29 protein-coding genes are annotated in these 23,553 nt (G+C 64.5%); 12 read left to right on the forward strand and 17 right to left on the reverse strand.

What is annotated here, in order from left to right; all coding sequences use genetic code 11:
• Positions 1–97: 97 nt before the first annotated feature.
• The 3 genes from BIO17B3_RS00430 to BIO17B3_RS00440 are packed head-to-tail and all read left to right on the forward strand — an operon-like array spanning position 98 to position 1,525.
• Positions 98–304 (forward strand): type II toxin-antitoxin system HicB family antitoxin, encoded by a 207-nt coding sequence (locus BIO17B3_RS00430; RefSeq protein WP_156052561.1) that lies wholly within the window; start codon positions 98–100, stop codon positions 302–304.
• A complete protein-coding gene (locus BIO17B3_RS00435; protein ID WP_156052562.1) occupies positions 297–512 on the forward strand; it encodes a type II toxin-antitoxin system HicA family toxin in 216 nt (71 codons plus the stop codon). The genes BIO17B3_RS00430 and BIO17B3_RS00435 overlap by 8 nt, the downstream gene beginning before the upstream one ends.
• A 26-nt stretch (positions 513–538) precedes the next feature.
• Positions 539–1,525 (forward strand): ROK family protein, encoded by a 987-nt coding sequence (locus tag BIO17B3_RS00440; protein ID WP_232054133.1) that lies wholly within the window; start codon positions 539–541, stop codon positions 1,523–1,525.
• Here the strand turns inward: BIO17B3_RS00440 and msrB are convergent.
• Both msrB and BIO17B3_RS00450 read right to left on the reverse strand, forming a co-directional pair.
• Entirely contained in the window at positions 1,477–1,923 is a 447-nt protein-coding gene (gene msrB, locus BIO17B3_RS00445) for a peptide-methionine (R)-S-oxide reductase MsrB (protein WP_156052564.1), read from the reverse strand. The two genes, BIO17B3_RS00440 and msrB, sit on opposite strands and share 49 nt — an antisense overlap.
• Before the next feature lie 12 nt (positions 1,924–1,935).
• The gene (locus BIO17B3_RS00450; RefSeq protein WP_156052565.1) at positions 1,936–3,477 is read right to left on the reverse strand and encodes a YdiU family protein; all 1,542 of its coding nucleotides are present in this window, start codon (positions 3,475–3,477) and stop codon (positions 1,936–1,938) included.
• An 81-nt stretch (positions 3,478–3,558) separates the two neighbouring features.
• On the opposite strand from BIO17B3_RS00450, the gene BIO17B3_RS00455 reads away from it, so the two are divergent.
• From BIO17B3_RS00455 to BIO17B3_RS00480, 6 genes are all read left to right on the forward strand, one after another.
• The gene (locus BIO17B3_RS00455) at positions 3,559–4,071 is read left to right on the forward strand and encodes a methylated-DNA--[protein]-cysteine S-methyltransferase (protein WP_156052566.1); all 513 of its coding nucleotides are present in this window, start codon (positions 3,559–3,561) and stop codon (positions 4,069–4,071) included.
• Entirely contained in the window at positions 4,064–5,017 is a 954-nt protein-coding gene (gene xerD, locus BIO17B3_RS00460; RefSeq protein WP_156052567.1) for a site-specific tyrosine recombinase XerD, read from the forward strand. The genes BIO17B3_RS00455 and xerD overlap by 8 nt, the downstream gene beginning before the upstream one ends.
• 17 nt (positions 5,018–5,034) lie before the next feature.
• Positions 5,035–5,631 (forward strand): MarC family protein, encoded by a 597-nt coding sequence (locus tag BIO17B3_RS00465; RefSeq protein ID WP_156052568.1) that lies wholly within the window; start codon positions 5,035–5,037, stop codon positions 5,629–5,631.
• Positions 5,632–5,712: 81 nt separating this feature from the next.
• The gene (locus BIO17B3_RS00470; RefSeq protein ID WP_013105874.1) at positions 5,713–6,213 is read left to right on the forward strand and encodes a Crp/Fnr family transcriptional regulator; all 501 of its coding nucleotides are present in this window, start codon (positions 5,713–5,715) and stop codon (positions 6,211–6,213) included.
• Positions 6,214–6,250: 37 nt separating this feature from the next.
• On the forward strand, positions 6,251–6,652 hold the full coding sequence (locus tag BIO17B3_RS00475) for a DUF488 domain-containing protein (RefSeq protein WP_156052569.1): 402 nt from the start codon (positions 6,251–6,253) through the stop codon (positions 6,650–6,652).
• A complete protein-coding gene (locus BIO17B3_RS00480; protein WP_156052570.1) occupies positions 6,649–7,194 on the forward strand; it encodes a DUF924 family protein in 546 nt (181 codons plus the stop codon). The genes BIO17B3_RS00475 and BIO17B3_RS00480 overlap by 4 nt, the downstream gene beginning before the upstream one ends.
• A 10-nt stretch (positions 7,195–7,204) precedes the next feature.
• On the opposite strand, the gene BIO17B3_RS00485 is transcribed toward BIO17B3_RS00480, so the two are convergent.
• The 4 genes from BIO17B3_RS00485 to BIO17B3_RS00500 all read right to left on the reverse strand — a co-directional run bounded on the left by BIO17B3_RS00485 (position 7,205) and on the right by BIO17B3_RS00500 (position 10,109).
• Positions 7,205–7,717 (reverse strand): DUF2237 family protein, encoded by a 513-nt coding sequence (locus tag BIO17B3_RS00485; protein WP_232054134.1) that lies wholly within the window; start codon positions 7,715–7,717, stop codon positions 7,205–7,207.
• A gap of 149 nt (positions 7,718–7,866) precedes the next feature.
• Positions 7,867–8,691 (reverse strand): ferritin-like domain-containing protein, encoded by an 825-nt coding sequence (locus BIO17B3_RS00490; protein ID WP_156052571.1) that lies wholly within the window; start codon positions 8,689–8,691, stop codon positions 7,867–7,869.
• On the reverse strand, positions 8,688–9,593 hold the full coding sequence (locus tag BIO17B3_RS00495) for an SPFH domain-containing protein (RefSeq protein ID WP_013123129.1): 906 nt from the start codon (positions 9,591–9,593) through the stop codon (positions 8,688–8,690). The genes BIO17B3_RS00490 and BIO17B3_RS00495 overlap by 4 nt, the downstream gene beginning before the upstream one ends.
• A gap of 39 nt (positions 9,594–9,632) precedes the next feature.
• Positions 9,633–10,109 (reverse strand): NfeD family protein, encoded by a 477-nt coding sequence (locus tag BIO17B3_RS00500; RefSeq protein ID WP_013123128.1) that lies wholly within the window; start codon positions 10,107–10,109, stop codon positions 9,633–9,635.
• Positions 10,110–10,202: 93 nt separating this feature from the next.
• Between BIO17B3_RS00500 and BIO17B3_RS00505 the strand changes: the two genes are divergently transcribed.
• Complete coding sequence (locus BIO17B3_RS00505; RefSeq protein WP_156052572.1) at positions 10,203–12,467, forward strand: arginine/lysine/ornithine decarboxylase; 2,265 nt, start codon at positions 10,203–10,205, stop codon at positions 12,465–12,467.
• Between the two features lie 132 nt (positions 12,468–12,599).
• Here the strand turns inward: BIO17B3_RS00505 and BIO17B3_RS00510 are convergent, their stop codons facing one another.
• From BIO17B3_RS00510 to mltG, 6 genes are all read right to left on the reverse strand, one after another.
• Positions 12,600–13,235, reverse strand: coding sequence for an ankyrin repeat domain-containing protein (locus BIO17B3_RS00510; RefSeq protein ID WP_231836477.1), 636 nt, complete (start codon positions 13,233–13,235; stop codon positions 12,600–12,602).
• 73 nt (positions 13,236–13,308) lie between these two features.
• A complete protein-coding gene (locus tag BIO17B3_RS00515) occupies positions 13,309–14,091 on the reverse strand; it encodes a TatD family hydrolase (protein ID WP_172979068.1) in 783 nt (260 codons plus the stop codon).
• Positions 14,092–14,114: 23 nt separating this feature from the next.
• On the reverse strand, positions 14,115–14,489 hold the full coding sequence (locus tag BIO17B3_RS00520; RefSeq protein ID WP_013105864.1) for a PilZ domain-containing protein: 375 nt from the start codon (positions 14,487–14,489) through the stop codon (positions 14,115–14,117).
• Between the two features lie 3 nt (positions 14,490–14,492).
• Positions 14,493–15,575 carry a DNA polymerase III subunit delta' gene (locus BIO17B3_RS00525; protein ID WP_156052574.1) on the reverse strand — a complete coding sequence of 361 codons (1,083 nt, stop codon included), beginning with the start codon at positions 15,573–15,575 and terminating at the stop codon, positions 14,493–14,495.
• Positions 15,572–16,219: a dTMP kinase gene (gene tmk / locus BIO17B3_RS00530; protein WP_156052575.1), complete on the reverse strand. Its 648-nt coding sequence runs from the start codon at positions 16,217–16,219 to the stop codon at positions 15,572–15,574. Before tmk ends, BIO17B3_RS00525 begins: the two co-directional genes overlap by 4 nt.
• Positions 16,216–17,214: an endolytic transglycosylase MltG gene (gene mltG / locus BIO17B3_RS00535; protein WP_156052576.1), complete on the reverse strand. Its 999-nt coding sequence runs from the start codon at positions 17,212–17,214 to the stop codon at positions 16,216–16,218. The genes tmk and mltG overlap by 4 nt, the downstream gene beginning before the upstream one ends.
• Positions 17,215–17,332: 118 nt before the next feature.
• Between mltG and BIO17B3_RS00540 the strand changes: the two genes are divergently transcribed.
• On the forward strand, positions 17,333–18,277 hold the full coding sequence (locus BIO17B3_RS00540; protein WP_156052577.1) for a folate-binding protein YgfZ: 945 nt from the start codon (positions 17,333–17,335) through the stop codon (positions 18,275–18,277).
• On the opposite strand, the gene BIO17B3_RS00545 is transcribed toward BIO17B3_RS00540, so the two are convergent.
• The 5 genes from BIO17B3_RS00545 to BIO17B3_RS00565 all read right to left on the reverse strand — a co-directional run bounded on the left by BIO17B3_RS00545 (position 18,253) and on the right by BIO17B3_RS00565 (position 22,119).
• Positions 18,253–19,248, reverse strand: a complete 996-nt coding sequence (locus tag BIO17B3_RS00545; RefSeq protein WP_156052578.1) for an alpha/beta hydrolase — start codon at positions 19,246–19,248, stop codon at positions 18,253–18,255. The genes BIO17B3_RS00540 and BIO17B3_RS00545 overlap by 25 nt on opposite strands.
• Entirely contained in the window at positions 19,236–20,102 is an 867-nt protein-coding gene (locus tag BIO17B3_RS00550) for a CoA transferase (protein ID WP_156052579.1), read from the reverse strand. The genes BIO17B3_RS00545 and BIO17B3_RS00550 overlap by 13 nt, the downstream gene beginning before the upstream one ends.
• Before the next feature lie 11 nt (positions 20,103–20,113).
• A complete protein-coding gene (locus BIO17B3_RS00555) occupies positions 20,114–20,542 on the reverse strand; it encodes an RNA-binding S4 domain-containing protein (RefSeq protein WP_156052580.1) in 429 nt (142 codons plus the stop codon).
• Positions 20,539–21,537, reverse strand: a complete 999-nt coding sequence (locus BIO17B3_RS00560; RefSeq protein ID WP_156052581.1) for an LLM class flavin-dependent oxidoreductase — start codon at positions 21,535–21,537, stop codon at positions 20,539–20,541. Before BIO17B3_RS00560 ends, BIO17B3_RS00555 begins: the two co-directional genes overlap by 4 nt.
• Positions 21,538–21,651: 114 nt before the next feature.
• On the reverse strand, positions 21,652–22,119 hold the full coding sequence (locus tag BIO17B3_RS00565; protein WP_156052582.1) for a winged helix-turn-helix transcriptional regulator: 468 nt from the start codon (positions 22,117–22,119) through the stop codon (positions 21,652–21,654).
• A 119-nt stretch (positions 22,120–22,238) separates the two neighbouring features.
• Here BIO17B3_RS00565 and BIO17B3_RS00570 point away from each other — a divergent pair, with 119 nt between their 5' ends.
• Entirely contained in the window at positions 22,239–23,540 is a 1,302-nt protein-coding gene (locus BIO17B3_RS00570; RefSeq protein ID WP_370512630.1) for a D-amino acid dehydrogenase, read from the forward strand.
• Positions 23,541–23,553 lie beyond the last annotated feature (13 nt).

A 23,553-nucleotide genomic window follows, 5' to 3' on the forward strand; every position in this document is an offset into this window, starting at 1 on the left:
TCGCCCTCAGCGGTACCAAAATCGAATGTTTGGTGCCGCCACCCGGATTAAGCTACGCATTCAATAGCAACTTTATTTTCTCCCCTGGAGACAAGTCATGGAACTAACCGCCGTACTAACCCCCGCCGAAGAAGGCGGTTACGTTGCTTTGAATCCAGAAACAGGCACAACGACGCAAGGTGAAACCATCGAGAAAGCCATCGCCAACCTCCAAGAGGCGACGACGCTCTATCTGTCCGAGTTTCCTGTCGCCACGTCAGGACACCCGCTGATTACTACATTCAGCGTTCCTGCACATGCCTAAGTTGCCTCACGTTTCGGGGGCTGCGGTAGTACGAGCCTTGGAGCGTCTAGGGTTCCAGAAGATTCGCCAATCCGGAAGCCATGTCATCATGCGTCGCGGCACCAAAGGCTGTGTGGTTCCACTGCATGATGAAGTCAAAGCGGGCACATTGGCAGGCATTTTGCGTCAGGCCGAGGTATCGCCTGACGAATTCATCGCAGCTTTGTAAACGTGATGCCCAACCCACCCAGCAACGTGGACCGGTCTAAGCCGACGGCCTATCTCGGCCTCGACTTGGGTGGCACCAAGATCGAGGTGGCTGCGCTCGATGGAGAAGGGCGGTTTTTGCTGCGCGAGCGGTGCGATACGCCGCAGGGCGACTATGACGCGACCATCGAGGCCATCGCCGCGCTGGTGGCGGCGGCCGATGGGCAACTCGGCTGCAGGCTGCCGCTGGGCGCGGCGATCCCCGGCTCGGTGTCGCCGGTTTCCGGGCTGATCCGCAACGCCAATTCCACCGTGCTCAATGGTCGCCCGCTGCTGCAAGACCTGCAACGGCGGCTGGATCGACCGGTGCGCTTGCACAACGATGCCAACTGTCTGGCGATCAGCGAGGCGGTGGACGGCGCGGGGCAGGGCGCCCGCGTGGTGTTTGCGGTGATTCTGGGCACTGGCGTGGGCGCGGGTATCGCCATCGACGGCGCGGATTGGCTGGGCTGCAATGCGGTGGCGGGGGAGTGGGGCCACAACCCGCTGCCCTGGCCGCGCCTGCCATCTGCCTGGCGCGAACTGCCGGGGCCGCGCTGTTGGTGTGGTTTGCAGGGCTGCATCGAAACCTGGCTGAGCGGGCCGGGGTTCGCCGCCGATCATTTCGCGCGGATTGGGCAAACGAGGGGCCAGCAACGCAGCGCCAAGGAGCTGATCGCAGCCATGCACGCGGGTGATCGCGCTGCGCGGGCGAGTTTCATCCGCTATGCCGACCGGCTGGCTCGGGCGCTAGCGCAGGTCATCAATCTGCTCGACCCGGACGTCATCGTGCTGGGCGGGGGCATGAGCAATGTGGCCGAGCTGTACGACGAAGTGCCGCGCCGCTGGGGCGCCTGGGTGTTTTCTGATGCGGTGCGCACCCGGCTGCTGCCCGCGCAGCATGGCGATTCTTCCGGGGTGCGCGGGGCGGCCTGGTTGTGGCGCGATCAGCTTCGCTCGGCAGCGCCTTCTTCTTCCCCTTCGCCTCCCGCCTGACGCTCTGAAAAATCGAGCGCGGCCGAGTTGATGCAGTAGCGCAGGCCGGTGGGGTTGGGGCCGTCTGGGAAGACGTGGCCGAGATGCGCACCGCATTGCCCGCACTGCACTTCGGTGCGCACCATGCCGTGACTGATGTCGCGTACTTCGCGGATGACGGCTTGCGCGGTGGGCTGCCAGAAGCTGGGCCAGCCGCTGCCCGATTCGAACTTGGTGCGCGAGTCGAACAGCGGCGTGCCGCAGCACACGCAGCGATAGACGCCGTCGCCGTGATGGTCCCAATACAGGCCGGTGAACGGCGGCTCGGTGGCGCTGCAACGCGTCACGCGGTATTGCTCCTCGCTCAGTTTGCTGCGCCAGAGGGCGTCATTCGTGTCTTCGGGGGTGGGCTTGGACATGATGCTTTCCTTTCAAGAGGAGCAGGACAGGCAGGCGGGCGGCGCGTGTTCCGGCGGGGGTTCAGCGTAATGCGGCGGCGCGGTGTGCGCGTCGAAAGGCCGCGTGAGCGCGTGCAGCAGGCGGCGCACTTCGCTGAAGTCGCCGACCTCGGCCTGGGCGATGGCGGCTTGCGCCAGATGGTGGCGCAGCACCACGAGCGGATTGACGGCATTCATCGCCACGGCGCGCGCTGCGTCGTCGCGGCCTTCCGCCCGCAGGCGCTCGCGGTAGCGGGCCACCCAGTCGCCAAAGCGTTGCGGCTCGCACGCGAATTGCGCTGCGAGGGCGGGGGGGATGGGCGCGTGTGCGTCGGCGGCAAGTTGCGCGAGATGGCGAAAGCTCAGAGTCCAGTCGCTGCGGTTGGCCGCCATCGTGTCAAGCAGATCCTGAAACAGATCGCCGTCGTCCGGATGCGGCTCGGTCAGCCCGAGCTTGGCGGCGAGTTGTTGCTGCATGGCTTGCACATACTGCGGGCGAAATTGATCGACCGCGGCCAGCGCCGATTCGGGCTTGTCGATCAACGGCAGCAGCGCCTGGGCCAACGCCAGCAGATTCCAATGCGCCACGGCGGGCTGACGGCCGTAGGCGTAGCGCCCGCCGCGGTCGGTGGTGTTGGGGGTGTGCAGCGGGTCGTAGGCGTCGAGAAAGGCGAAAGGGCCGTAATCGATGGTCCAGCCCAGGATGGACATATTGTCGGTATTCATCACCCCGTGAATAAAGCCGACCGCCTGCCACCGGGCGATGAGCCGCGCGGTGCGGGCCACCACCCATTGCAATAGCGCCAGCGCAGGCTGCGGGGCATTGGCGCAGTCGGGGCGGTATTGAGCGATCACCCAGTCGGTCAGCGCGCGCAACTGCTCGGTCTGGCCGCTGTAGCTGAAGTGCTCGAAATGCCCGAAGCGCACGAAACTCGGACTCAGCCGGGTGACCATCGCCGCGGTTTCGATACGCTCGCGCCGCACCGGGCGGCTCGACCCCACCAGGCACAGCGCCCGCGTGGTCGGGATGCCCAGCGCCGCCATGGCTTCCGAGCACAAAAATTCGCGGATGGAAGAACGCAGCACCGCCCAGCCGTCGCCCATGCGCGAAAACGGCGTGCGGCCGCTGCCCTTGAATTGCACTTCCCAGCGGGCATAGCCGCCGCTGTGCCGCCCGCCGCTGGCATCTGGCCAGTCGCCCAGCAGCAGCGCGCGGCCGTCGCCAAGTTGCCCTGCCCAGTTGCCGAACTGATGCCCGGCGTACACCGTGGCGCGACTGCCGCCGCTGATCGCCGCGACATGGCCGCCCAAGGCCAGCGCCCAGTCCTGCTCGTCTTGCGGGGTGGTGGGCGCAGTCAGGCCGACCAGCGCCGCGGCGTCGGCGCTGGCGGCCACCAGCACGGGGTCGGGCAGGGGACTAACCGCGACGGGCACGCTGAATGCGTCGCCCAGGGCGGCAAACTGCTGCGCTAGCGGCGGCCAAGAACGGCTCGCGGGCGGAGCAGAGGCGGGAAAATCCAGAGCAGCGGAAGTCATGCCTGCATTCTCGGAGAAAGCCGCGGCCCCGGTGGGTATCGGGGTATCCTGTGCGTCTGCTTTTTGCCTGATGTTCAAGCCATGCCGCTCACACAAAATCCGGCCCATCCAGATGCGGTCATCGCGCTGCCTTTCGGTCGCATGGGCCTGTTCTGCACCGACGATGCCGTGCTGCGCCTGGAGTATCTCCCGCCGGACGCACCTGTGATCGCGCCGGTCACGCCGCTGTGCCGCGCCGTGGCCGCGCAGCTCCTCGCCTACGCCGACAATGCGGCGTATCGCTTCGATCTCCCGCTGGCGGCGGCGGGCACGGAGTTTCAGCGCCGGGTCTGGGCGCTGTTGCAGCAAATTCCGCCAGGTCAGACGCGCACTTATGGCGATGCCGCGCTGGAGTTACACAGCGCCCCCCGGGCCGTGGGGCAGGCTTGCGCCGCCAATCCCTTCGCCCCCGTAGTGCCATGTCACCGCATGGTCGCGCAAGGCGGGTTGGGCGGATTTGCCCATTCCACCGCACAAGACGGGTATCTGCTGGGCATCAAACGCTGGCTGCTGCAGCATGAAGCCAGCTTGCGATCGGCTCGTCCCCATGCCTGAAGCCCCGCTTTACCTCGAATGGCCGCCCGCGCCCGAAGCCTGCGCCACCACGATCGACCGTTTCTGCGACGCCCTCTGGCTGGAAGACGGCCTCTCGCCCAACACCCTCGCCGCTTACCGCCGCGACCTCACGCTGATGGCGCGCTGGCTGACTTTTTCGCAGCGCCCGCCCTTGATCGAGGCGACGCTGCGCGATGTGCAGGCGTATATCGCGGCCCGCTTTGTGCAGAGCAAAGCCACCTCGTCCAACCGGCGACTGGTGGTGTTGCGCCGCTTTTACCGCTGGGCCTTGCGTGAGCACTTGCGCACCGACGACCCCACGCTGCAACTCGACACCGCCCGCCAGCCGCCGCGCCGCCCCAAGACCCTGAGCGAAGCGCAGGTGGAAGTGCTGCTCGCCGCACCCGAGGTGGACACGCCGCTGGGCCTGCGCGACCGCGCCATGCTCGAACTGCTCTACGCCAGTGGCCTGCGGGTGAGTGAACTGGTGGCGCTGCCAGTGGTGCGCGTGTCGCTCGATCAGGGCGTGGTGCAGATTGCGGGCAAAGGCGGCAAAGAGCGACTGGTGCCGTTCGGCAGCGCCGCGCAAGACTGGCTACAGAAGTACCTGCGCACTGCGCGCCATGAGTTGCTGCAGGGGCGCGACAGCCCCTTTGTGTTCGTCACCGCGCGCAGCGGGCAAAGCGCCCGCGAAGCCACCGGCATGACACGGCAGATGTTCTGGATGCGCATCAAGGCCTATGCGCGCAAGGCCGGCATCGACGTGCCGCTGTCGCCCCACACCCTGCGCCACGCTTTCGCCACCCATCTGCTCAACCACGGCGCCGACCTGCGTGTGGTGCAATTGCTGCTCGGTCATGCCGATATTTCCACCACGCAGATCTACACCCACATCGCGCGCGAACGGCTCAAGACGCTGCACGCCCGCCACCACCCCCGCGCCTGATCGCGCTTTTCCCCGTTATGGCCCAAGACAATTTCTGGTCCGCCTTCGTACTGCTGCTACTGATCCTCGACCCCTTTGGCAATCTGCCGTTTTTCATCGCGGTCATGCGCAAGCTGCCGATTCAGCGTCGCCTACCCGTGGCGCTGCGCGAAATCGGCATCGCCTACGCCGTGCTGCTGGCTTTCATGTTCGGCGGACACGGCTTTCTGAAACTGATGAACCTCAGCCAGCCTTCCATCGAAGTGGCCGGCGGGGTCATTCTGCTGCTGGTGGCGATCAAGATGATTTTCTCCACCACGTCTGAAATTTTCGGCGGCGAGGGCGGACGCGAACCCTTGATCTTTCCCCTGGCCGTGCCGCTGCTGGCCGGACCGTCCGCTCTCGCCACAGTCTTGCTGCTGGCCTCGCGCCAGCCCGGCGAAATCTGGACCTGGGTGGGCGCGCTCAGCTCGGCGGTGGCCGTCACCGGCGGGTTGCTGTTGATGAGCGAAACCCTGCTCAAGTGGCTGGGCGACTCGGTGATGAACGCCGCCGAAAAACTCATGGGCCTCATCCTGACGGCCATTGCCGTGAATATGCTGCTGTCGGGTATTCGCAGCTATTTCGGGCTATGAATTCGACAGTGCTGCCGATAGCATGCCTTTGTGCAACGCTTTGAAGCGATTTCCCTCCAACCTACTCAGCAATCAATCACCATGGAACGCCTGACTTTCACCCCGGAAGACCGCGAAGCCCTGGCCCATTTTCTGGGTCAGCTCGTGGACACCACCATCCTCACTCGCCGAGAAATTCATGACTTTCTCGACTACTGCGATCTCATGGCGCCGAAAAAAGGCGAAGTCATCGCCGATATCGGCCAGGTCGGCGAGAGCCTGTTTTTCGTACTCGAAGGGCAGGGCTGCCTGATGGCGCAGTTGCCCGAAAGCGAAATGGAAATCGGCAAGATCATGCCCGGAGAAATGCTCGGCGAGATGAGCTTTTTCGACCGCAAGCCGCGCGAAATCCGCCTGCGCGCAGGCGAAGACACCCGCCTGCTGCGCATCAGCCGCGCCATGTACAACCGTCTGCGTCTTGAGCGCCCGCTGCTCGCCGTGCTGCTGCTCGAAGTGGCCATCATCAGCCTCGATCACCTCTACCGCCGCACCTCCTCGGAGATGGCGCAGATCAACCGTTATATGTACCGCACCGGGCGGTAAACGCCGTACTGCCCGCCGTTTCGCCCGCCGTTTCGTCATGTCCGCGCCACGACTCGATCTGCAGATCCGGCGGGCCTACGACCCGCCGAGTTCTGACGACGGCACGCGCATCCTCATCGACCGCCTCTGGCCGCGCGGTCTGCGCAAAGACGGCGCCCACATCGACCATTGGTTGAAAGACCTCGCCCCCAGCCCGGCGCTGCGCGTCTGGTTCGGCCATGAGCCGGAGCGTTTTGCCGAGTTTTCAAAGCGCTACACGGCCGAACTCGATGCCTTGGCGGATGACTCTGCGGCCCTAAAAACCCTGGGCGAAGCGCTGCGGGCAGGGCGCGTCACGCTGCTGTTCGCTGCGCACGACCCGCAAATCAACCACGCCCGGGTGCTCGAAGACTGGTTGCGTCGGCCGCACGGCTGGCTCTCGGCAAGAAAAGCCGAATGAACTTCGCGCCCGATGCCGTCCTCGATTTCTGGTTCCGCGAAATCGAGCCCGAGCAGTGGTTCAAGGCCGACCCGGCTTTCGACGCGCTGCTGCGCACGCGTTTCGGTGCACTTCATAGCCAGGCGGTGCGCTGTGAGTTGTTTACGTGGAGATCTACGCCGCAGGGTCGGCTGGCGGAAATCATCGTGCTCGACCAGTTTTCGCGCAATCTGTTCCGGGGCGATCCGCGCGCCTTCGCCGCCGATGCGCAGGCGCTCACCCTCGCGCAGGAGGCGGTGGCCTGCGGCGCCGATCAGGCGCTGACGCAGCAACAGCGCACTTTTGCGTACATGCCCTATATGCACAGCGAATCGGCCGCGATTCATGTCGTGGCGGAAACCCTGTTCCGCGCCAACGGGCTGGCGAACAACCTCGACTTCGAGCTGCGCCACAAAGCCATCATCGACCGCTTTGGCCGCTACCCGCACCGCAACGCCATCCTCGGTCGGGAATCGACGGACGAGGAAATTGAATTTTTGAAGCTGCCGGGCTCCAGTTTCTGAGTGCCATGCCCTACGGAAGCTGTGGGGGCGGCAAATGGGCGGGCGGGTCTACCGCATGCTTGGCCAGATCGTCCAGAAATAAGGAGTCCAGCACGTCCTTGCTCGTCGCAGCAAGAACAACCTTGGGCGCCACACCGGCGTCAAGTGCTTGCTGCCAGCGCCCAGCACAGACGCACCAGTGGTCGCCGGGTTTCAAGCCAGGGAAGCGCAGTTTTGGGTTGGGTGTGGACAGATCATTGCCTTGCGATTTTGTGTAAGCAAGGAACTGCGCGTCCATCAAAGCGCACACGCCATGCACTCCAGCGTCCTGTGCTGTCACGGCGCAGTAGCCGTTGCGCAAATATCCCGTCTGTGGAGCCTGGCTGCAAGATTGCAAAGGCTGATTCAGGACATTGAGCAAGGCCGGATCGGCTTCAGACTTATTGGGCGTTTGCGCAAGCGCGGAGGTTGAAATCAAGACCGTACCAAGGCATGCAATGCTGGACGCAAAAAAACGACGGTAGTGCGCGGTGATGGTTGCCAAAACTCTTCTCCGAACCCATACGAGACTCAAGAATATGGCGCTGTGAGTGCCCTCATCCGTTGTGAGGGGGATTTGACGTCGCGTACCCAATTGGCCAGGGCCGTGCACGGAGCGTTTTTGCGCCCGTCAGCAGGCGAAGCGAGCAGGCGCTAGATCGCGCGCTCAAGCTGGGCTAGCTCTTCAGCGCTGAACCCCGCCTGCAGCCGTGCGTCGCGATTGAACGGAGGTTTGATCCGCGGGGCGTCGAAAGCGGCGGCCAGTTCGTCGTGTGCGGTGAGGGGGTTGCGGCCTGTCTGGGCACAGGCCCAGTGATACCAGCGGTTGCCAATGGCGACGTGGCCGATTTCGTCGGCCAGAATGTGGTCGAGAATTTCCGCGCCGCGCGCATCGCCAGCGGCGGCCAGCTTGGCGCGAATGCTGGGGTTCACGTCCAGCCCCCGGGCTTCGAGGGTGCGCGGCACCAGCGCCATGCGGGCCAGAACATCGCCAGCGGTTTTTTCGGCCATGTCCCACAGGCCGTTGTGGGCGGGAAAGTCGCCGTATTCAGCGCCGATGCTGCGCAGGTGATTGCGCAGCAGAGTGAAGTGCTCGGCTTCTTCGGCGGCCACGCGAATCCAGTCGCGGTAAAAATCTTCGGGCAAGTCCTGAAAGCGCCAAACAACATCGAGCGCGAGGTTGATGGCGTTGAACTCGATGTGCGCAATGGAGTGCAGCAGGGCGGCGTGACCCTTGGGGTCGCGCGGGTTGCGGCGGGGCATCTGTTGCGCGGGGATCAGTTCAGGCTTTTCCGGGCGGCCGGGGAGGGCGGCGTTTGGCGGTGTCTGCACACAGGTGGTCGGGTCGATGCTCACGCGCCCTTGGTGCAGATCGTCGCGCAGGGCCAGCGCCAGCTTAACCTTGTGCGCCGGGTCGGGCTCGATCAGTGCGGCCAATGCGGCCTGGCGCGCTGAGCTGGAAGAGATGGGCGCACTCACTGCGTTTTCTTCAGCACGGTCATGGCCGAGGCAATGAGGCCGGCGGCCTGGCTCATGTCTCCAGGCACGATGAGGGTGGTGCTCGATTTGGCGAGATTTGCATAAGTGTCCAGACCTTGCTGGGCAACCTTGAGCTGCACGGCTTCGGCGCCGCCGGGTTTTTGAATGGCATTAGCCACGACTTCCAGCGCGTGCGCGGTGGCGTCGGCCACGGCCTCGATGGCGGCGGCTTCGCCTTGCGCATTGTTGATGGCCGCCTGCTTCTGCCCCTCAGATCGCGCGATGAAGGCCTGGCGCTCGCCTTCGGCGACGTTGATGGCCTGCTGACGCGCACCTTCCGAGGTGGCGATCACGGCGCGCTTTTCACGCTCGGCGGTGATCTGGCGCTGCATGGCGTGCAGGATTTCGTTGGGCGGTGTGAGATCCTTGATTTCGTAGCGCAACACCTTCACGCCCCAGGTGGCGGCGGCATCGTCGAGAGAATTCACCACGCTGTGATTGATGAATTCGCGTTCTTCGAAAGTCTTGTCGAGTTCGAGCTTGCCGACCACCGAGCGCAGCGTGGTCTGAGCCAGTTGGGTGATGGCGACGATGTAGTTCGACGAGCCGTAGCTGGCACGCATGGCGTCGGTCACCTGGAAATACAGCACGCCGTCCACGGTGAGCTGGGTGTTGTCTTTGGTGATGCAGATCTGGCTGGGCACGTCGAGCGGAATTTCTTTCAGCGAGTGTTTGTAGGCCACGCTGTCGATGAAGGGAATGATGATGTTCAGTCCCGGTTGCAGGGTGGCGTGGTAGCGGCCGAGACGCTCCAGAATCCAGGCGTTTTGCTGCGGCACGATCTTGATGCCGCGGCTGACGAACAACACGGCGATGACAGCCAGGATGATTGCGATTTCCATGAAAGACTCCCTTGGGTTGATCAAAGCGGGCTACGCGCGTCAGCCCGGATTATGTTGTGCATTCGTGTCGAGCGATGGCGCGGCTTGTGCGGCGGGCAGCGGTTCGATCAGCAGCACATTGCCGTCTTGCCCGGCGATGCGGTGCGGGCCGGTTTGCAGCGGGCCACGCCGCAGCAGCCGCGCAGACCAGTCCGAACCCCGGTAATGCACCCGCGCCACGCCATCTGCCGACCAGGCGGACACATCGACCGTGGCGCCAAGATCGAGGTTGTCGTGCCGCACATCGGCGGCGGTGCGTTTACCGAAAATACGCCGAGTCAGATACAACGCGATCACCGCGCCGCCGCCCACCACGGTGAACGCCACCCAATGCCAGGGCATGGGCAGCCCGGCATGCGCCGCCAGAGCGCCGGCCACGGCGCCCACGGCCAGCATGAGCAAATAGAAGGTGCCGCTGACCAGTTCCATCGCGACAAAGAAACCGGCCAGAATCCACCAGGCGGTCGGGTTGTCCATCTCGGGTGCTCCCAATATTGATGGCGCGAAGCAGGGCGCTTCACACAGATTTCCTACACTCTCGCACTTTATCCCTTCCGCGTCGGAGCCGTCATGCACTTTCGTTTTCCCATTGTCATCATCGATGAAGACTTCCGCTCGGAAAACTCGTCCGGCCTCGGCATTCGTGCGCTGGCGCAGGCCATCGAGAAGGAGGGCATGGAGGTGCTGGGCGTGACCAGCTACGGCGATCTCTCCAGCTTCGCGCAGCAGCAAAGCCGGGTGAGCGCGTTCATTCTCTCTATCGACGATGAGGAATTCGCCACCGCGGAGGAGGGCGTGGAACCGAAGGCTTTGCACAACCTGCGCGCCTTCATCGAGGAGATTCGCTTTCGCAACGCCGAGATTCCCATCTACCTCTACGGCGAAACGCGCACCTCGGGGCATATTCCGAACGACATCCTGCGCGAACTGCACGGCTTCATCCACATGTTCGAGGACACGCCGGAGTTCGTGGCGCGGCACATCATCCGCGAGGCACGCTCGTACATGGATTCGCTGGCGCCGCCATTCTTTCGCGCCCTGGTCGGCTACGCCGCCGATGGTTCCTACTCCTGGCATTGCCCCGGACATTCCGGCGGCGTCGCCTTCCTGAAGAGCCCGGTGGGGCAGATGTTCCACCAGTTCTTTGGCGAAAACCTGCTGCGCGCGGACGTGTGCAACTCGGTGGATGAGCTTGGCCAGTTGCTCGACCACACCGGCCCGGTGGCGGCGAGCGAGCGCAACGCGGCGCGCATTTTCCACGCCGATCACCTGTTTTTCGTCACCAACGGCACCTCCACCTCGAACAAGATGGTTTGGCACAGCACGGTAGCGCCGGGCGATGTGGTGGTGGTGGACCGCAATTGCCACAAATCCATCCTGCACGCCATCATCATGACTGGTGCGCTGCCGGTGTTCCTCACGCCGACGCGCAATCATTACGGCATCATCGGGCCGATTCCGCTGGCCGAGTTCCACCCGGACAACATCGCCCGCAAGATTGCCGAGAATCCGCTCACGCGGCATCTCGTCGGCAAAATCAAGCCGCGGGTGCTCACCATCACCCAGTCCACCTACGACGGCGTGCTCTACAACGTCGATGCCATCAAGCAGATGCTCGATGGCCACATCGACACCCTGCATTTCGACGAAGCCTGGCTGCCGCACGCCTGTTTTCACGACTTCTATCGCGGCATGCATGCCATCGGCCCCGATCGCGAGCGCACCAAAGAGACCATGGTGTTCGCCACCCAGTCCACCCACAAGCTGCTTGCGGGTCTGAGCCAAGCCTCGCAGATTTTGGTGCAGAACGCGCAAAACCAGCAGCTCGATTTCCATCGCTTCAACGAGGCGTATCTGATGCACAGCTCCACCTCGCCGCAGTACGCCATCATCGCCTCGTGCGATGTAGCCGCCGCCATGATGGAGCCTCCGGGCGGCACTGCGCTGGTTGAAGAAAGCATTCTGGAGGCCATGAACTTCCGCCGCGCCATGCGCAAGGTCGACGCCGATTACGGACAGGACTGGTGGTTCAAGGTGTGGGGGCCGAACGGCTTGGCGGAGGAGGGCACCGGCGAGCGCGACGACTGGCTGCTGCACGCCACCGACGACTGGCACGGCTTCGGCGCCGTGGCCGATGGCTTCAATATGCTCGACCCGATCAAGTCCACCATCGTCACGCCGGGGCTGAACATCAACGGCGATTTCGACGCCACTGGCATCCCGGCCGCCATCGTCACCCGCTTTCTGGCCGAGCATGGGGTGATTGTCGAAAAGACCGGGCTCTACAGCTTTTTCATCATGTTCACCATCGGCATCACCAAGGGCCGATGGAACACCCTAGTCACGGCGCTGCAGCAGTTCAAGGACGACTACGACCGCAATCAGCCGCTATGGCGCATTCTGCCCGAATTCGTGGCGCAGAATCCGCGCTACGAGCGCATCGGTCTGCGCGATCTGTGTCAGCAGATCCACGAAGCCTATCGTGAGCAGGACGTTGCCCGTCTGACCACCGAGATGTATCTCTCCGATTTGCAGCCGGCCATGACGCCGACTGACGCCTACGCCAAGATGGCGCACCGTGACATCGAGCGGGTGGAGATCGACCAGCTCGAAGGCCGCATCACCGCAGCGCTGGTCACGCCGTACCCGCCGGGCATTCCGCTGCTCATTCCGGGCGAGCGCTTCAACGCGCCCATCATGCGCTACCTGAAGTTCGCCCGCGACTTCAATCTGCGCTTCCCGGGATTTGCCACCGACGTGCATGGACTGGTGACCGAAACCGACGCCAGCGGAAACAAGCGCTATTTCGTGGACTGCGTGCGCAACGCGGACTGAAACAGTTTTCTACCGGCGGCGGCTTCGAGAGGGGCCGCCGTCAATCTCTCGATATGAGGTCGTGTCGTTTACTTAACATAATGCACATATGTTCTCCAATTGATGCCCAGCCACGAGGCTGGAATGGCGCTCTTACCAGGAGCCCTGCGGTCTATCCTTGCCCAGCGCCTTGGCGATCATGTTGGCGATGTCCTTGTGGTTCATTTGGGTTGCCAAGGTCAGCGCGGTGTAGCCCATGGCATTTTTGAGCTTCGGATCTGCGCCTTCTTCCAGCAGCAGCTTCACCGTGCTGTCATAGCCAAAATACGCCGCCATCATCAGCGGCGTGGAGCCGTTGGGCGCGGCGGCGTCTATGTAGGCGGAATGTTCGAGCAGATACTTGACGACTTCGGTGCGACCCCGGGTGGCGGCATAGGACAACGGCGTCCAACCCGGTTTGTTGATTTCCGCGCCTTTTTCGACCATAAGCTTGACGATGCCAAGATCGCCCTGGAGGCAGGCGATCATCAGCGCATTTTCGTCGGACGGGTTCAGGTAATTGAGATGAATATGCGGATCATCGATCAATACCTTGGCGACCTTGAGTGAGTTGTAGCGCAGCGCCAGATACAGCGCCGAATTACCTTTGCTGTCCACCGCGTTCGGGTCGAAACCCTGCGCCAGCAGACTGCGCACGGCGCCCACGTCGTCGATATTGACGGCGCGGAAAAAGTCGGTGTAAGCCCCGGCGTAAGCCCAACCACCCGAGCCCGCGAGCAGCGCGGCCACGGCGGTAGATTGGAGAAATTGGCGCCGAACTCTATTCATAAAACACCTTAGTTATTATTCTTAAAACTATGATTTATTGTAGAAATAGCCGAGTGAAATTGTCGCTGGTCTGTTCTGCCAGCGCCTCCCGATCCACGCCGCGCAATTCGGCCAGATAGTCGGCGACGTAACTCACGTAGGCCGGTTCATTGGTCTTGCCGCGGTGCGGCATGGGGGCTAGATAGGGGCTGTCGGTTTCGATCAGTAAGCGGTCGGCAGGAATTTGCACCGCCACATCGCGCAGCGCCTGGGCGTTCTTGAAAGTAACGATGCCCGCGATGGATATGTAGAAGCCCAGATCGAGGGCGCGCTGCGCGACATCCCAGTTTTCGGTGAAGCAATGCATCACGCCCCGCGCACGTCCCTGCCCTTCCTCGGCCAGAATGGCGAGGGTGTCTTCGGCGCTGGCGCGGGTGTGAATGATCAGCGGTTTGTCGAGCTGCAAGGCAGCGCGAATATGCACCCGAAAGCGCTCGCGCTGCCATTCCATCTCAGCCACGGTGCGCTCGCCCAGACGGAAATAGTCGAGCCCGGTTTCACCGATGCCGACCACGCGCGGCAATTGGGCCAGGCGTGTGAGGTCTTCAACCGTGGGCTCGCGCACGCCTTCGTTGTCGGGATGCACCCCCACCGAGGCCCACACCCCGGGGTAACGCAGCGCTATGGCGTGCACCGCGTCGAATTCTTCGAGCGTGGTGCAGATGTTGAGCGCCCGCGTCACGCCTTTGTCGTGCATGTGCGCCAGCACGTCGTCGAGGCGTTCTTCCAGGCCCGGATAGGCTAGGTGGCAGTGGGAATCGGTCAGTGCGGCGGTCATTTCAAGCGGAATTTCGGGCGGCATCAAATTGTGTTGGTCGGCTTGCCGCTGGCCTCGGCGGCGCCCAGCGCTTCTTCGATTTTCACCTTCAGGTGCCGCGCCTTGTCGTCGGCGGGAAAACGCACGCCGATGCCCTGCGGGCGGTGGTTGGCGGCATTGGCCGGATTGATCCAGGCGACTTTGCCTTCGACCGGATAGCGCTGCGGATCGTCCACAATGGTGAGCAGTAGATAGACACCCTCCCCCAGCCGATACTCATGCGGCGTGGGCACAAAAATGCCGCCCTCGGGGAAGAAGGAAATGTAAGAGGCATACAGCGCCGGTTTTTCCTTGATGGCCAACTGAAGGACGCGGGGCTTGTTGGCGGCAACGCTTGCGGCGCGGGGTGCGGTAGCCATGAATCAATCTCCTCGGGAGAAAATCTGGGCAAATTCTAGGAGCAGTGCGTCGCTGGCGAGTGCCTGGTTCAAGGGAAAACCGGCCAGCCGTTGTTTCTGGCGCCAGCCGTCCAGGGCATCAGCCAGTTTCAGCGGTGCGATGCGCTGGGCGAGTGCGGTCAGAGCTGGCAATTTTTGCGGCAGATAAAGCGGGGGTGCGCCAACCTGCACGCGCTGCAGATCGCTGCCGATTTTCAGCAGGCTTGCGACGCCAGCCGCCTGATCGGGCGGCGGAGGCAGGGTGGACGACTGCGGACGGGCGGCTTGGCGCGACAAGGCGTCCAACAGGCTTTCGGCCCATTCCAGCCCCAGCGCCGGGTTGGCCTGATAGACCGCACCCTGGCTCCAGGCCAGCACGGCCTGCTGCGCCCCCGCCGCCTCCGTCTTCCCGCCGAGTTGTTGCTGCGCCTCGGCGGCCCCCGGGCGCGGCAGTGCCGCCAGGCGACAGCGGCTGCGAATCGTGGGCAGCAAGGCGTCGAGCCGGTGGGCGCCGAGCAGAAACTGCACGTCTTCCGGCGGCTCTTCGAGGGTCTTGAGCAGCGCGTTGGCCGCGGCTGCATTGAGCGCATCGACTGGATAGATCAGCGCCACCTTGGCGCGGCCGCGGTGGCTGGTGCTCACCGACCAATCGTTGAGGCGGCGGATCTGCTCGATGCGGATCTCCAGGCTCGTCGTCTTGGTTTCGGAGCGCGGCGCGGCCTCTTCAGACGGGTTCAGGCCGAGTTCGGGCCACATCGCCTCGGGCGCTGCGATCAGTAAATCGGGGTGCGTGCCCGCCGCCAGTAGTGCGCAACTGGCGCAGTGCCCGCAGGCCTTGTAGGTTGACAGGGCAGCGGGGAGCCGAGCCGCCTCAGGCTCTGAGAGCCCCCAGGGTCGGCTCGCCGACCCGCCCCCCGTGGGGGTTAAGGAAACTTGGGGCGGCCCGGCGTTTCCTTGAGAAGCCGCGAGCGACTGGGGCGATTCGCACAGCAGCGCGTTGGCCGTGCGCTGCAGCAGAGGCCATTTGCCATAACCCTGCGGTGCGTGAATCAGCCAGGCAGAATTCATTTTGAATCAAACTCTTGTAAAACTTTGTTCAAGTAATCTGTGATGGTTTTTTGTACCGCTTCCGGGGTTTGCGTGCCATCGATCACACGCCATTTTTCAGGCGCGCTGGCGGCCTGTTGCAGGTAGTTGGCGCGCACCCGGGCAAAAAAATCAACGCTTTCCTGCTCGAAACGGTCGCGCTGCCGCGTCTGCGCCAGACGCAGCGCGGCCACCTCGGGCGGCACATCGATCAGGATGATGCAGTCCGGGCACAGCCCCGGATGCACCCAGCGGGCCAGGGCTTCGAGCCGCTCGGTGGGAATGCCCTTGCCGCCGCCCTGATAGGCGAGCGTCGCCGCGGTGAAGCGGTCGCAGACCACGTCGGTGCCGCCCAGCAAGGCCGGCTCGATGACTCGCAGCACATGCTCCTGCCTTGCCGCGAACATCAGCAGGGCTTCGGTTGCCGGGCGCATGGTCTGGTGCAGCAGCAGTTCGCGGATTTTTTCGCCGATTTCGGTGCCGCCCGGTTCGCGGGTGAGCATGACCTGGCGGTTGGCTGCGCGCAGCACATCGACCACGGTCTGCAACTGGGTCGATTTGCCGGCGCCGTCGATGCCCTCGAGAGAGACAAACAGGCCAGGACGGTAGGGATTGAGTGCGCTCATGGAGTCTTGAGAATGTAACGCGCCACAGCCGCATTGTGCTGCGCAAGCGTGTCGGAAAACTGGCTGGCGCCGTTGCCACGAGCCACGAAATACAGCGCCTTGATCGGCGCGGGATGCAATGCCGCCTGCAGCGAAGCCTCGCCCGGAAGCGCGATGGGCGTGGGCGGCAGGCCGTTGATGATGTAGGTGTTGTAGGGCGTGAGCGTTTGCAGGTCACGTTTGGTGATATTGCCGTTGTAGCTCGCGCCCATGCCGTAGATCACAGTGGGATCGCTCTGCAACGGCATGCCCGCGCGCAGACGGTTGATGAACACCGCGGCGATTTTTTCTCGATCAGACGGCTTGCCGGTTTCTTTCTCGATGATCGAAGCCAGAATGAGCGCCTGCTGCGGCGTTTTCAGCGGCAGATCGGGCGCGCGCTGCGCCCACGCGGCGGCCAGGCGTTTTTGCATCGCCTGATAGGCGCGGCGCAACACGTCCAGCTCTGACGAGCCTCGCGCATACAGATAGGTATCGGGGAAAAACTCACCCTCGGGCGGCGTCTGCGCCGGAGCGCCGATGCGCTGCATGATCTGCTCAGGGGTGAGGTCGCCCAGGTCATGCTGCAGACCGGGCGCCTTCGCCAGCGACTGCAGCATCTGCTCAAAAGTCCAGCCCTCGGGAATGGTGACCGAGAGCAGCGTCTGATCGCCGCGCGCCATGCGTTCGAGCAACACCCACGGCGTCATGCCGGTGCTGATTTCGTAGCTGCCGGCCTTGAGTTCCGTACCGCGTCCGCTCAGACGGGCCAGCCAATAAAACAGACGCGGCTGCAGATCGGCACCCTGCGCCCTGATCTGTTGCGCCGCCGACAGGGCGGAACTCCCGGGGCGCACCGAAAAGTCGAGCGGGCTCTCGCGCAGGGCGATGGGCTGGTTGGCCCACCAGACAAACGCCCCGGCCGCCAAGGCCAGAGCGATTAAACCGAGAAGAAGGAGTTTTCGCAGAAAACGCACGTTGCAAGTGGAGGGAAGTTGCCGCCGGGGCGCGGACCGCCTCGCGCCGGTGGCGGGTAAGCTTCCTATACTAGCCTAGCCGAACCCCCATTCCAGGGGGCTTAACCATCAGCCGCTCATGCCTCTGCTCTCCTGTCCTCTCGATCAACTCTCTCTCTTGCGTGTCTCGGGGCCGCAGGGCGCCGATTTGCTTCATGCCCAGCTCAGCCAGGATTTTCAGCATTGGCCGGACGAGCAGGCGCGACTGGCCGCGCTGCTCAACCCGCAGGGGCGGATGCTGGCCGACTTCATCGCGGTGCGCCTGGCGCCCGAGCAGATCGGTTTGCTGCTCGACGCCTCGATTGCCGCCGCCGCACTGCAACGCCTGCGCATGTTTGTGCTGCGCCTGAAATGCACCCTCGACGACGCCAGCGCGCAGTGGGCACGATACGGACTGTTGGGCGATACCGCCGACGACTACCCGGCCTTGCTCGCTCCCCCCGCCCAACCCTGGGGCGTGCGGCGGCTGGAAAGCGGCGCGCTTTTGCTGCGCCTGCCGCAAGCGGGCTCAGCGGTGCGCTGCGTGCTGCTGACCGAGCGGGATCAAGCTGCGCAGGCTGCACTGCGGGCAGAGCTTGCCGTATTGCCCGCGCTGTCGCCGTCTGAGTGGGCGCTGCAGGACATTCGCGCGGGGCTGCCGCACCTCACCGCCGCGACGCAGCAGTTATTTGTGCCGCAAATGCTCAACTTTGAATTGATCGGCGGGGTGAATTTCAAAAAGGGCTGCTATCCGGGGCAGGAAGTGGTGGCGCGCAGCCAGTACCGCGGCACCCTCAAGCGGCGCATGTACGTGGTGAGCGGCCCGGCCGCCATGCAGCCGGGGCAGGAATTGGTGCACGCGGCCGATCCCGGTCAGCCCTGTGGCGTGGTGGTGAATGCTGCGGCCGATGCCGCTGGCGTGTGGTGGGCGCTGGCCGAGCTGAAAATCGCCCTCGCCGAACAGCCGGGCCTGCATCTGGGCAGCGCCGAAGGCCCCGAACTGAAGCTGGGCGCCCTGCCCTACGCGCTCACCGCGCCAGATTGATCCTGCGCCTTCCGTAGCGCGAGCGCGGCGGCTTCCACCGCCTGCACCGCCTCGGGCAAGGCCCGGCTCATTTTGATGAAATTGTGAGTGACACCCGGCCATTGCGTCAGCTCGACCTTCACCCCGGCGCGGCGCAACAACGCGCCGTAGGCCAGGCCCTCATCGCGTAGTGGATCGCAGCCGGCAACTGCGATCCACGCCGCAGCTACGCCCTGATGCTGAGCCGCCAGTTGCGGGGCGAAACGCCAGTCGACGCCATCACTCGGGTCGCGCAGGTAGTGGCCGAAAAACCAGTCGATCTGTTCTTGGTCGAGCAAAAAACCGTGCCCATAGCGCTGTTGCGACAGTGTTTCATGCCCGCAACCCATGCCGGGATAGAACAGCAGTTGCAAGGCCAGCGGCAGCGCGGCGTCGCGTGCCGCCAGGGCGCAGGCCGCAGCCAGCGTGCCCCCGGCGCTGTCTCCGCCGACGGCGAGGCAGTGCGTGTCCACGCCGAGCATCTCGCCGTGGGCGTGCAGCCATTGCAGCGCATCCCAGCTGTCGTTGAATGCGGTGGGAAAGCGGTGTTCCGGGGCGAGCCGGTAATCGAGCGACAGCACCATCCAGCCTGAGCGAAGGGCGAGTTGGCGGCACAGCGCATCGTGCGTGGCCGCGCTGCCGATGACAAAGCCGCCGCCATGCAAGTAGAGCAAGGCGGGTTGCGGCGCCTGCCAGTCAGCCAGCCGGGGGGCGTAGCGGCGCAGCGTGAGGCGCTCGCCATCGCGGCTCGGGCAATCGAGCGTGTCGCACAGCGGCAGGTCGGCCGGGGGAAAGTCGAGCACTTCGGCCATGCGCGCATAGACCGCGCGGGCGGCTGCCGGGGTGAGTTGCTCAAACGCAGGCTGCCCCGCACGAGCAATGCGCTGCAGCAGTTCGCGCATGCGCGGCGTGAGGTCGGCCTCGGGCGGGCCTTGGGGCTTCAGGTCGTCCATGCCCACAGCGGCACATCGTGTTGCTGCGCCAGCGCGGTGAGCTGCGCGGCGGTGTGCGATTTGCACCAGCGGGCGATGGCGCGGTGCGTCGCCCCTTGCGCCGCCAGCGCCAGCGCCTGTTTGAAGTGGGGCTTCAACGCCGCAATCGCCACCAGCCCGTCGGCACAGGCATAGACGCCATATTCGGGCAAGGCGCCGCCGAGCAGTTGCCCCGGCGCGGTCATGCCCAGCGCGCGGGGCACGGCGACAAAACCGGCCGCGTCGGACAGCGCAATGTCCAGCATCGCGCCCCTGCCCTGCGCGCGTTGGTGCAGCAGCGCGCCCAGGGCGGCCTCGCTCACCAGCAGCGCACCCGTCATGTCGGCCAGCAGCGTGGCGGGCGGCTTCGCGGCATCGATCAGCCCTGCCTCGGCCTGGAAGGTGAGATCATGCCCCGGCAGCTGCCCCTGCGCCCCCGGATAACCGACGACGAACACGGCGCTGAGGTGGGGATGGCGCGCGGCCAGACTGCGCCGGTCCAGCCCCAGCCGCTTGAGCGCTGCGGGGCGGAACGCTGTGAGCAGCAGATCGCTTTGTTGCAGCTGTTCGTGCAGCGCCGTCTGGCCTTCGGCGGTTTTCAGATCGAGCTTGCGCACCGGCACTGCCATGTGCATGGCGCGGTAGAGCGCGGGCGACATCTGCGCCATCGGATCGCCGCCGGGCGGCTCGATTTTCAGCACCTTGGCGCCCAGCGCGCGCAGGCGGGCAGCGGCGGCCGGGCCCGGCAGGTTGAGCGCCAGAGTGACGATGCGTACGCCACTCAGCGGCTTGTAATTTCGGGGATGACGGGGGTAGAGACGTGCGGTGTCCGGCATGGGCTGGGGGCTCAATCGAGATGACTGTCGAGCATACGCTGCAACTCTCGCCGGTCGAGTTTGCTCGGCCGCCCCTGACGCACCGCTTCCGGCTCCGGGCTCAAGCGCCGCAACTCGGCCTGCCTTTCGCGCTGCAAGCGGCTGGTGTCGGTCTCGCGGTACAAGGCTTGCGCCAGCGGTGCGGACTGCCGCTGCAGGCCGACCTGCAGCACCTCCACTTCCCGGCGCTCTCGCTCCTGCTGAATCACCAGCACATCGCCGATGCGCACCTCTTTGGCCGGTTTCGCCGGAGCGCCGTTCACCCACACGCGGCCTAGTTCACATTGCGAAGCCGCGAGCGCGCGCGTCTTGCACCAGCGCGCCGCCCAAAGCCATTTGTCGAGACGCTGCGATGCGGCGGCTGCCGACGTGGCGGGTGTGGAACGTGCCTTGGCGCTCATGTCATCGCTTGCGCGGCGATGTCGAGCGCGCGCAGCCGCAGCGGTGCATCAAACACATCGCAGACCAGCATGAATTCGTCCGCCTGCGTGGATTCGGCCAGCGCGGCAAAGCCCTGCCGTACCGTCTCGGGGCTGCCGATGACGGCGGCAGCGAGAAAGTCTTGAATCGCGGCACGCTCCTGCGGGTGAAGCTGTTCCAGATAGTGCGCCACCGGCGGCGGCAGTCGGCCACGCTGCCCGGTGAGAATGCCCAGCACGCGCTGATAGGTGCTGCTGGCGAGAAATTGCGCCTCTTCGTCGGTTGGCGCGGCGATCAGGGGCACGCCGATGATGACGTAGGGCTGCGCCAGCGCGGGCGAAGGCCGGAACTCTTGCCGATACAACTCCAGCGCCTGATGCAGCAAGCGCGGCGCGAAGTGCGAGGCGAAGGCATAAGGCAGCCCCCGCTGCGCCGCTAGCCGCGCAGAAAACAGGCTGGAGCCCAGCAGCCAGATGGGCACCTGCGTTCCCGCACCGGGCATGGCGACCAGGCGCTGACCGGGCTCGGCCGGAGCGAGCAGATGCTGCAGCTCGGCCACATCGCGCGGAAAGTCTTCTTCGCGCTCGATGCGGTCGCGGCGCAGAGCGCGCATGGTCAGCGGATCGGTGCCCGGCGCGCGTCCAAGACCCAGGTCGATGCGCCCCGGATACAGCTCGGCGAGGGTGCCAAAGGCTTCGGCCACGACCAGCGGCGCGTGATTGGGCAGCATGACGCCCCCCGACCCCACGCGGATGCGTTGCGTGCCGCCGGCCACATAGCCCACCAGCACCGCCGTGGCCGAACTGGCCACGCCAGCCAGATTGTGATGTTCGGCTAACCAGTACCGTTTGAAGCCCAGTGCTTCGGCATGTTGCGCGGTGCGCAGGGCGATCTGCAGCGCCTCGGCTACCGTGCCGTTTTCGCGCACGGCGACCAGATCGAGCAGAGATAAAGCGATGTTTTTCAGAGCGTGCATGAATGCATTTTGCGGCGGATGCGCGCGTCTTGCAGGCCGGGGCTTATGACGCTGATGGCTGCGCGATCTGTCTTGCCACCACCACGATCTCGATGCGTCACTCCGGCGGGCGCGCTATCGGTCAGTCGGCAAATACAGACTTTCCTTGATCTCTTCCATCACCACATAGCTGTGCGATTCGGCCGAGACCGGCAGCCGTTTGAGAATGTCTCCCAGCAAATGGCGGTATTCCTTCATGCCGCGCAGGCGGAACTTCACCAGATAGTCGAAGCTGCCCGAAACGAGGTGACATTCCAGCACGTCGGGCATGTGCAGCAACTCCTGGCGCACGCGGTCGAACACATCGCCCGACTTCGACGCCAGCTTGATTTCCACAAAAACCAGCAGGGTCTTGCCCAGCGCCTCCGGGTTGATGCGAGCGTTGTAGCCGGTGATCACCCCAGCACGCTCCATGCGCTTGACCCGCTCGGTACACGGCGAGGCCGACAGCCCGACTTCGCTGGCCAGATCGGTCATGGCGATGCGGCCGTTGCGCTGCAGGAGATCCAGAATGCGGCGGTCGATGCGATCGAGTTCGTACATGGCGGCTGGCGCATCAAAAGAGGAAGCGGTTTCAGTGATTTTCACTGTGAAGTGCCCTAAAAACAAGGAATTTTTTTGCAGGTGACCGACTAAATTTCGCCCATCTAGTTATTAAACAGGTGTTTGCCATGAAAGTCATTGTTCTCGGCGCCGGCGTGATCGGAACCACCACGGCGTACTACCTCGCCAAGGCCGGCGCGGAGGTGACGGTGATCGACCGCCAAAACGCCTGCGCAATGGAAACCAGCTTCGCCAATGCCGGCCAGGTATCGCCGGGCTACTCCACGCCCTGGGCAGCGCCCGGTATTCCGCTCAAGGCGGTGAAGTGGATGTTTCAGCGCCATGCGCCGCTGGCGATTCGCCCAGACGGCGCGCTGTGGCAATTGCGCTGGATGGCGCAAATGTTGCGCAACTGCAGCGCTGAACGCTATGCGGTGAATAAAGAGCGCATGATGCGTCTGGCCGAGTACAGCCGCGCCAGCCTGCAAGCGCTGCGCACCGAAACCGGCATCGCCTACGAGCAGCGCACCGGCGGCACGCTGCAGGTGTTTCGCAGCCAGGCGCAACTCGATGCGGTGCAGCGCGACGTGACCGTGCTCGAAGAATGCGGCGTGCCCTACGAACTGCTCGACCGCGACCAGCTCACCCAGGTCGAGCCCGGTCTGGCGCACGCCCGCGACCGGCTTGTCGGCGGCCTGCGCCTGCCGCACGACGAAACCGGCGATTGCCAGATGTTCACCACCCGCCTGGGCGAGATGGCACGCGAATTGGGCGTGAAATTCGAGTTCGGCCAGACGATCCGCGGACTGTCGAGCGATGGTCAGCGCATCACCGGCGTGCAGGTGGGAGACGCCGTCCTCACCGCGGATCGCTATGTGCTGGCGCTGGGCAGTTACACCCGTGACTTTCTGGCGCCGCTGGGCCTCGATCTGCCGGTCTATCCGGTCAAGGGTTACTCGCTCACCGTGCCGCTGACCGACGAATCGCTCGCACCGCGTTCCACCGTGCTGGACGAAACCTACAAAATCGCCCTCACCCGCTTCGATCATCGCATCCGCGTGGGCGGCATGGCGGAGCTGGGCGGATTCGATCTGCGGCTCAACCCGCGTCGGCGCGAAACGCTGGAAATGGTCACCCGCGACCTGTTCCCCGGCGGCGACCTCGCCGCTGCCACCTTCTGGACTGGCCTGCGCCCGATGACGCCCGACAGCACGCCCATCGTCGGCGCCACGCGCTATCCCAACCTCTACCTCAATACCGGCCACGGCACCCTGGGGTGGACCATGGCCTGCGGCTCAGGGCGGGTCGTGAGTGATCTGGTGCTCAACCGCAAGCCGGAGATCAGCATCGCCGGGCTGGGTATCGAGCGCTACGACCGCCCGGCCACGCCGCCCAAAGTGCTGCATTCCAGCCACGCCTAAGCAAGCCGGGGCT

The sequence above is a fragment of the Thiomonas sp. OC7 genome, from assembly GCF_900634595.1.
In the GTDB taxonomy this organism is placed as follows: domain Bacteria; phylum Pseudomonadota; class Gammaproteobacteria; order Burkholderiales; family Burkholderiaceae_C; genus Thiomonas; species Thiomonas arsenitoxydans.

What these genes read in the sequence shown, in the direction of transcription:
- BIO17B3_RS00430 (WP_156052561.1), top strand. Translation starts at nt 98, where the DNA reads ATGGAACTAACCGCCGTACTAACCCCCGCCGAAGAAGGCGGTTACGTT.
- BIO17B3_RS00435 (WP_156052562.1), top strand. Translation starts at nt 297, where the DNA reads ATGCCTAAGTTGCCTCACGTTTCGGGGGCTGCGGTAGTACGAGCCTTG.
- msrB (WP_156052564.1), bottom strand. Translation starts at nt 1,923, where the DNA reads ATGTCCAAGCCCACCCCCGAAGACACGAATGACGCCCTCTGGCGCAGC.
- BIO17B3_RS00450 (WP_156052565.1), bottom strand. Translation starts at nt 3,477, where the DNA reads ATGACTTCCGCTGCTCTGGATTTTCCCGCCTCTGCTCCGCCCGCGAGC.
- BIO17B3_RS00455 (WP_156052566.1), top strand. Translation starts at nt 3,559, where the DNA reads ATGCCGCTCACACAAAATCCGGCCCATCCAGATGCGGTCATCGCGCTG.
- xerD (WP_156052567.1), top strand. Translation starts at nt 4,064, where the DNA reads ATGCCTGAAGCCCCGCTTTACCTCGAATGGCCGCCCGCGCCCGAAGCC.
- BIO17B3_RS00465 (WP_156052568.1), top strand. Translation starts at nt 5,035, where the DNA reads ATGGCCCAAGACAATTTCTGGTCCGCCTTCGTACTGCTGCTACTGATC.
- BIO17B3_RS00470 (WP_013105874.1), top strand. Translation starts at nt 5,713, where the DNA reads ATGGAACGCCTGACTTTCACCCCGGAAGACCGCGAAGCCCTGGCCCAT.
- BIO17B3_RS00475 (WP_156052569.1), top strand. Translation starts at nt 6,251, where the DNA reads ATGTCCGCGCCACGACTCGATCTGCAGATCCGGCGGGCCTACGACCCG.
- BIO17B3_RS00480 (WP_156052570.1), top strand. Translation starts at nt 6,649, where the DNA reads ATGAACTTCGCGCCCGATGCCGTCCTCGATTTCTGGTTCCGCGAAATC.
- BIO17B3_RS00495 (WP_013123129.1), bottom strand. Translation starts at nt 9,593, where the DNA reads ATGGAAATCGCAATCATCCTGGCTGTCATCGCCGTGTTGTTCGTCAGC.
- BIO17B3_RS00500 (WP_013123128.1), bottom strand. Translation starts at nt 10,109, where the DNA reads ATGGACAACCCGACCGCCTGGTGGATTCTGGCCGGTTTCTTTGTCGCG.
- BIO17B3_RS00505 (WP_156052572.1), top strand. Translation starts at nt 10,203, where the DNA reads ATGCACTTTCGTTTTCCCATTGTCATCATCGATGAAGACTTCCGCTCG.
- BIO17B3_RS00515 (WP_172979068.1), bottom strand. Translation starts at nt 14,091, where the DNA reads ATGACCGCCGCACTGACCGATTCCCACTGCCACCTAGCCTATCCGGGC.
- BIO17B3_RS00520 (WP_013105864.1), bottom strand. Translation starts at nt 14,489, where the DNA reads ATGGCTACCGCACCCCGCGCCGCAAGCGTTGCCGCCAACAAGCCCCGC.
- BIO17B3_RS00525 (WP_156052574.1), bottom strand. Translation starts at nt 15,575, where the DNA reads ATGAATTCTGCCTGGCTGATTCACGCACCGCAGGGTTATGGCAAATGG.
- tmk (WP_156052575.1), bottom strand. Translation starts at nt 16,219, where the DNA reads ATGAGCGCACTCAATCCCTACCGTCCTGGCCTGTTTGTCTCTCTCGAG.
- BIO17B3_RS00540 (WP_156052577.1), top strand. Translation starts at nt 17,333, where the DNA reads ATGCCTCTGCTCTCCTGTCCTCTCGATCAACTCTCTCTCTTGCGTGTC.
- BIO17B3_RS00545 (WP_156052578.1), bottom strand. Translation starts at nt 19,248, where the DNA reads ATGGACGACCTGAAGCCCCAAGGCCCGCCCGAGGCCGACCTCACGCCG.
- BIO17B3_RS00550 (WP_156052579.1), bottom strand. Translation starts at nt 20,102, where the DNA reads ATGCCGGACACCGCACGTCTCTACCCCCGTCATCCCCGAAATTACAAG.
- BIO17B3_RS00555 (WP_156052580.1), bottom strand. Translation starts at nt 20,542, where the DNA reads ATGAGCGCCAAGGCACGTTCCACACCCGCCACGTCGGCAGCCGCCGCA.
- BIO17B3_RS00560 (WP_156052581.1), bottom strand. Translation starts at nt 21,537, where the DNA reads ATGCACGCTCTGAAAAACATCGCTTTATCTCTGCTCGATCTGGTCGCC.
- BIO17B3_RS00565 (WP_156052582.1), bottom strand. Translation starts at nt 22,119, where the DNA reads ATGTACGAACTCGATCGCATCGACCGCCGCATTCTGGATCTCCTGCAG.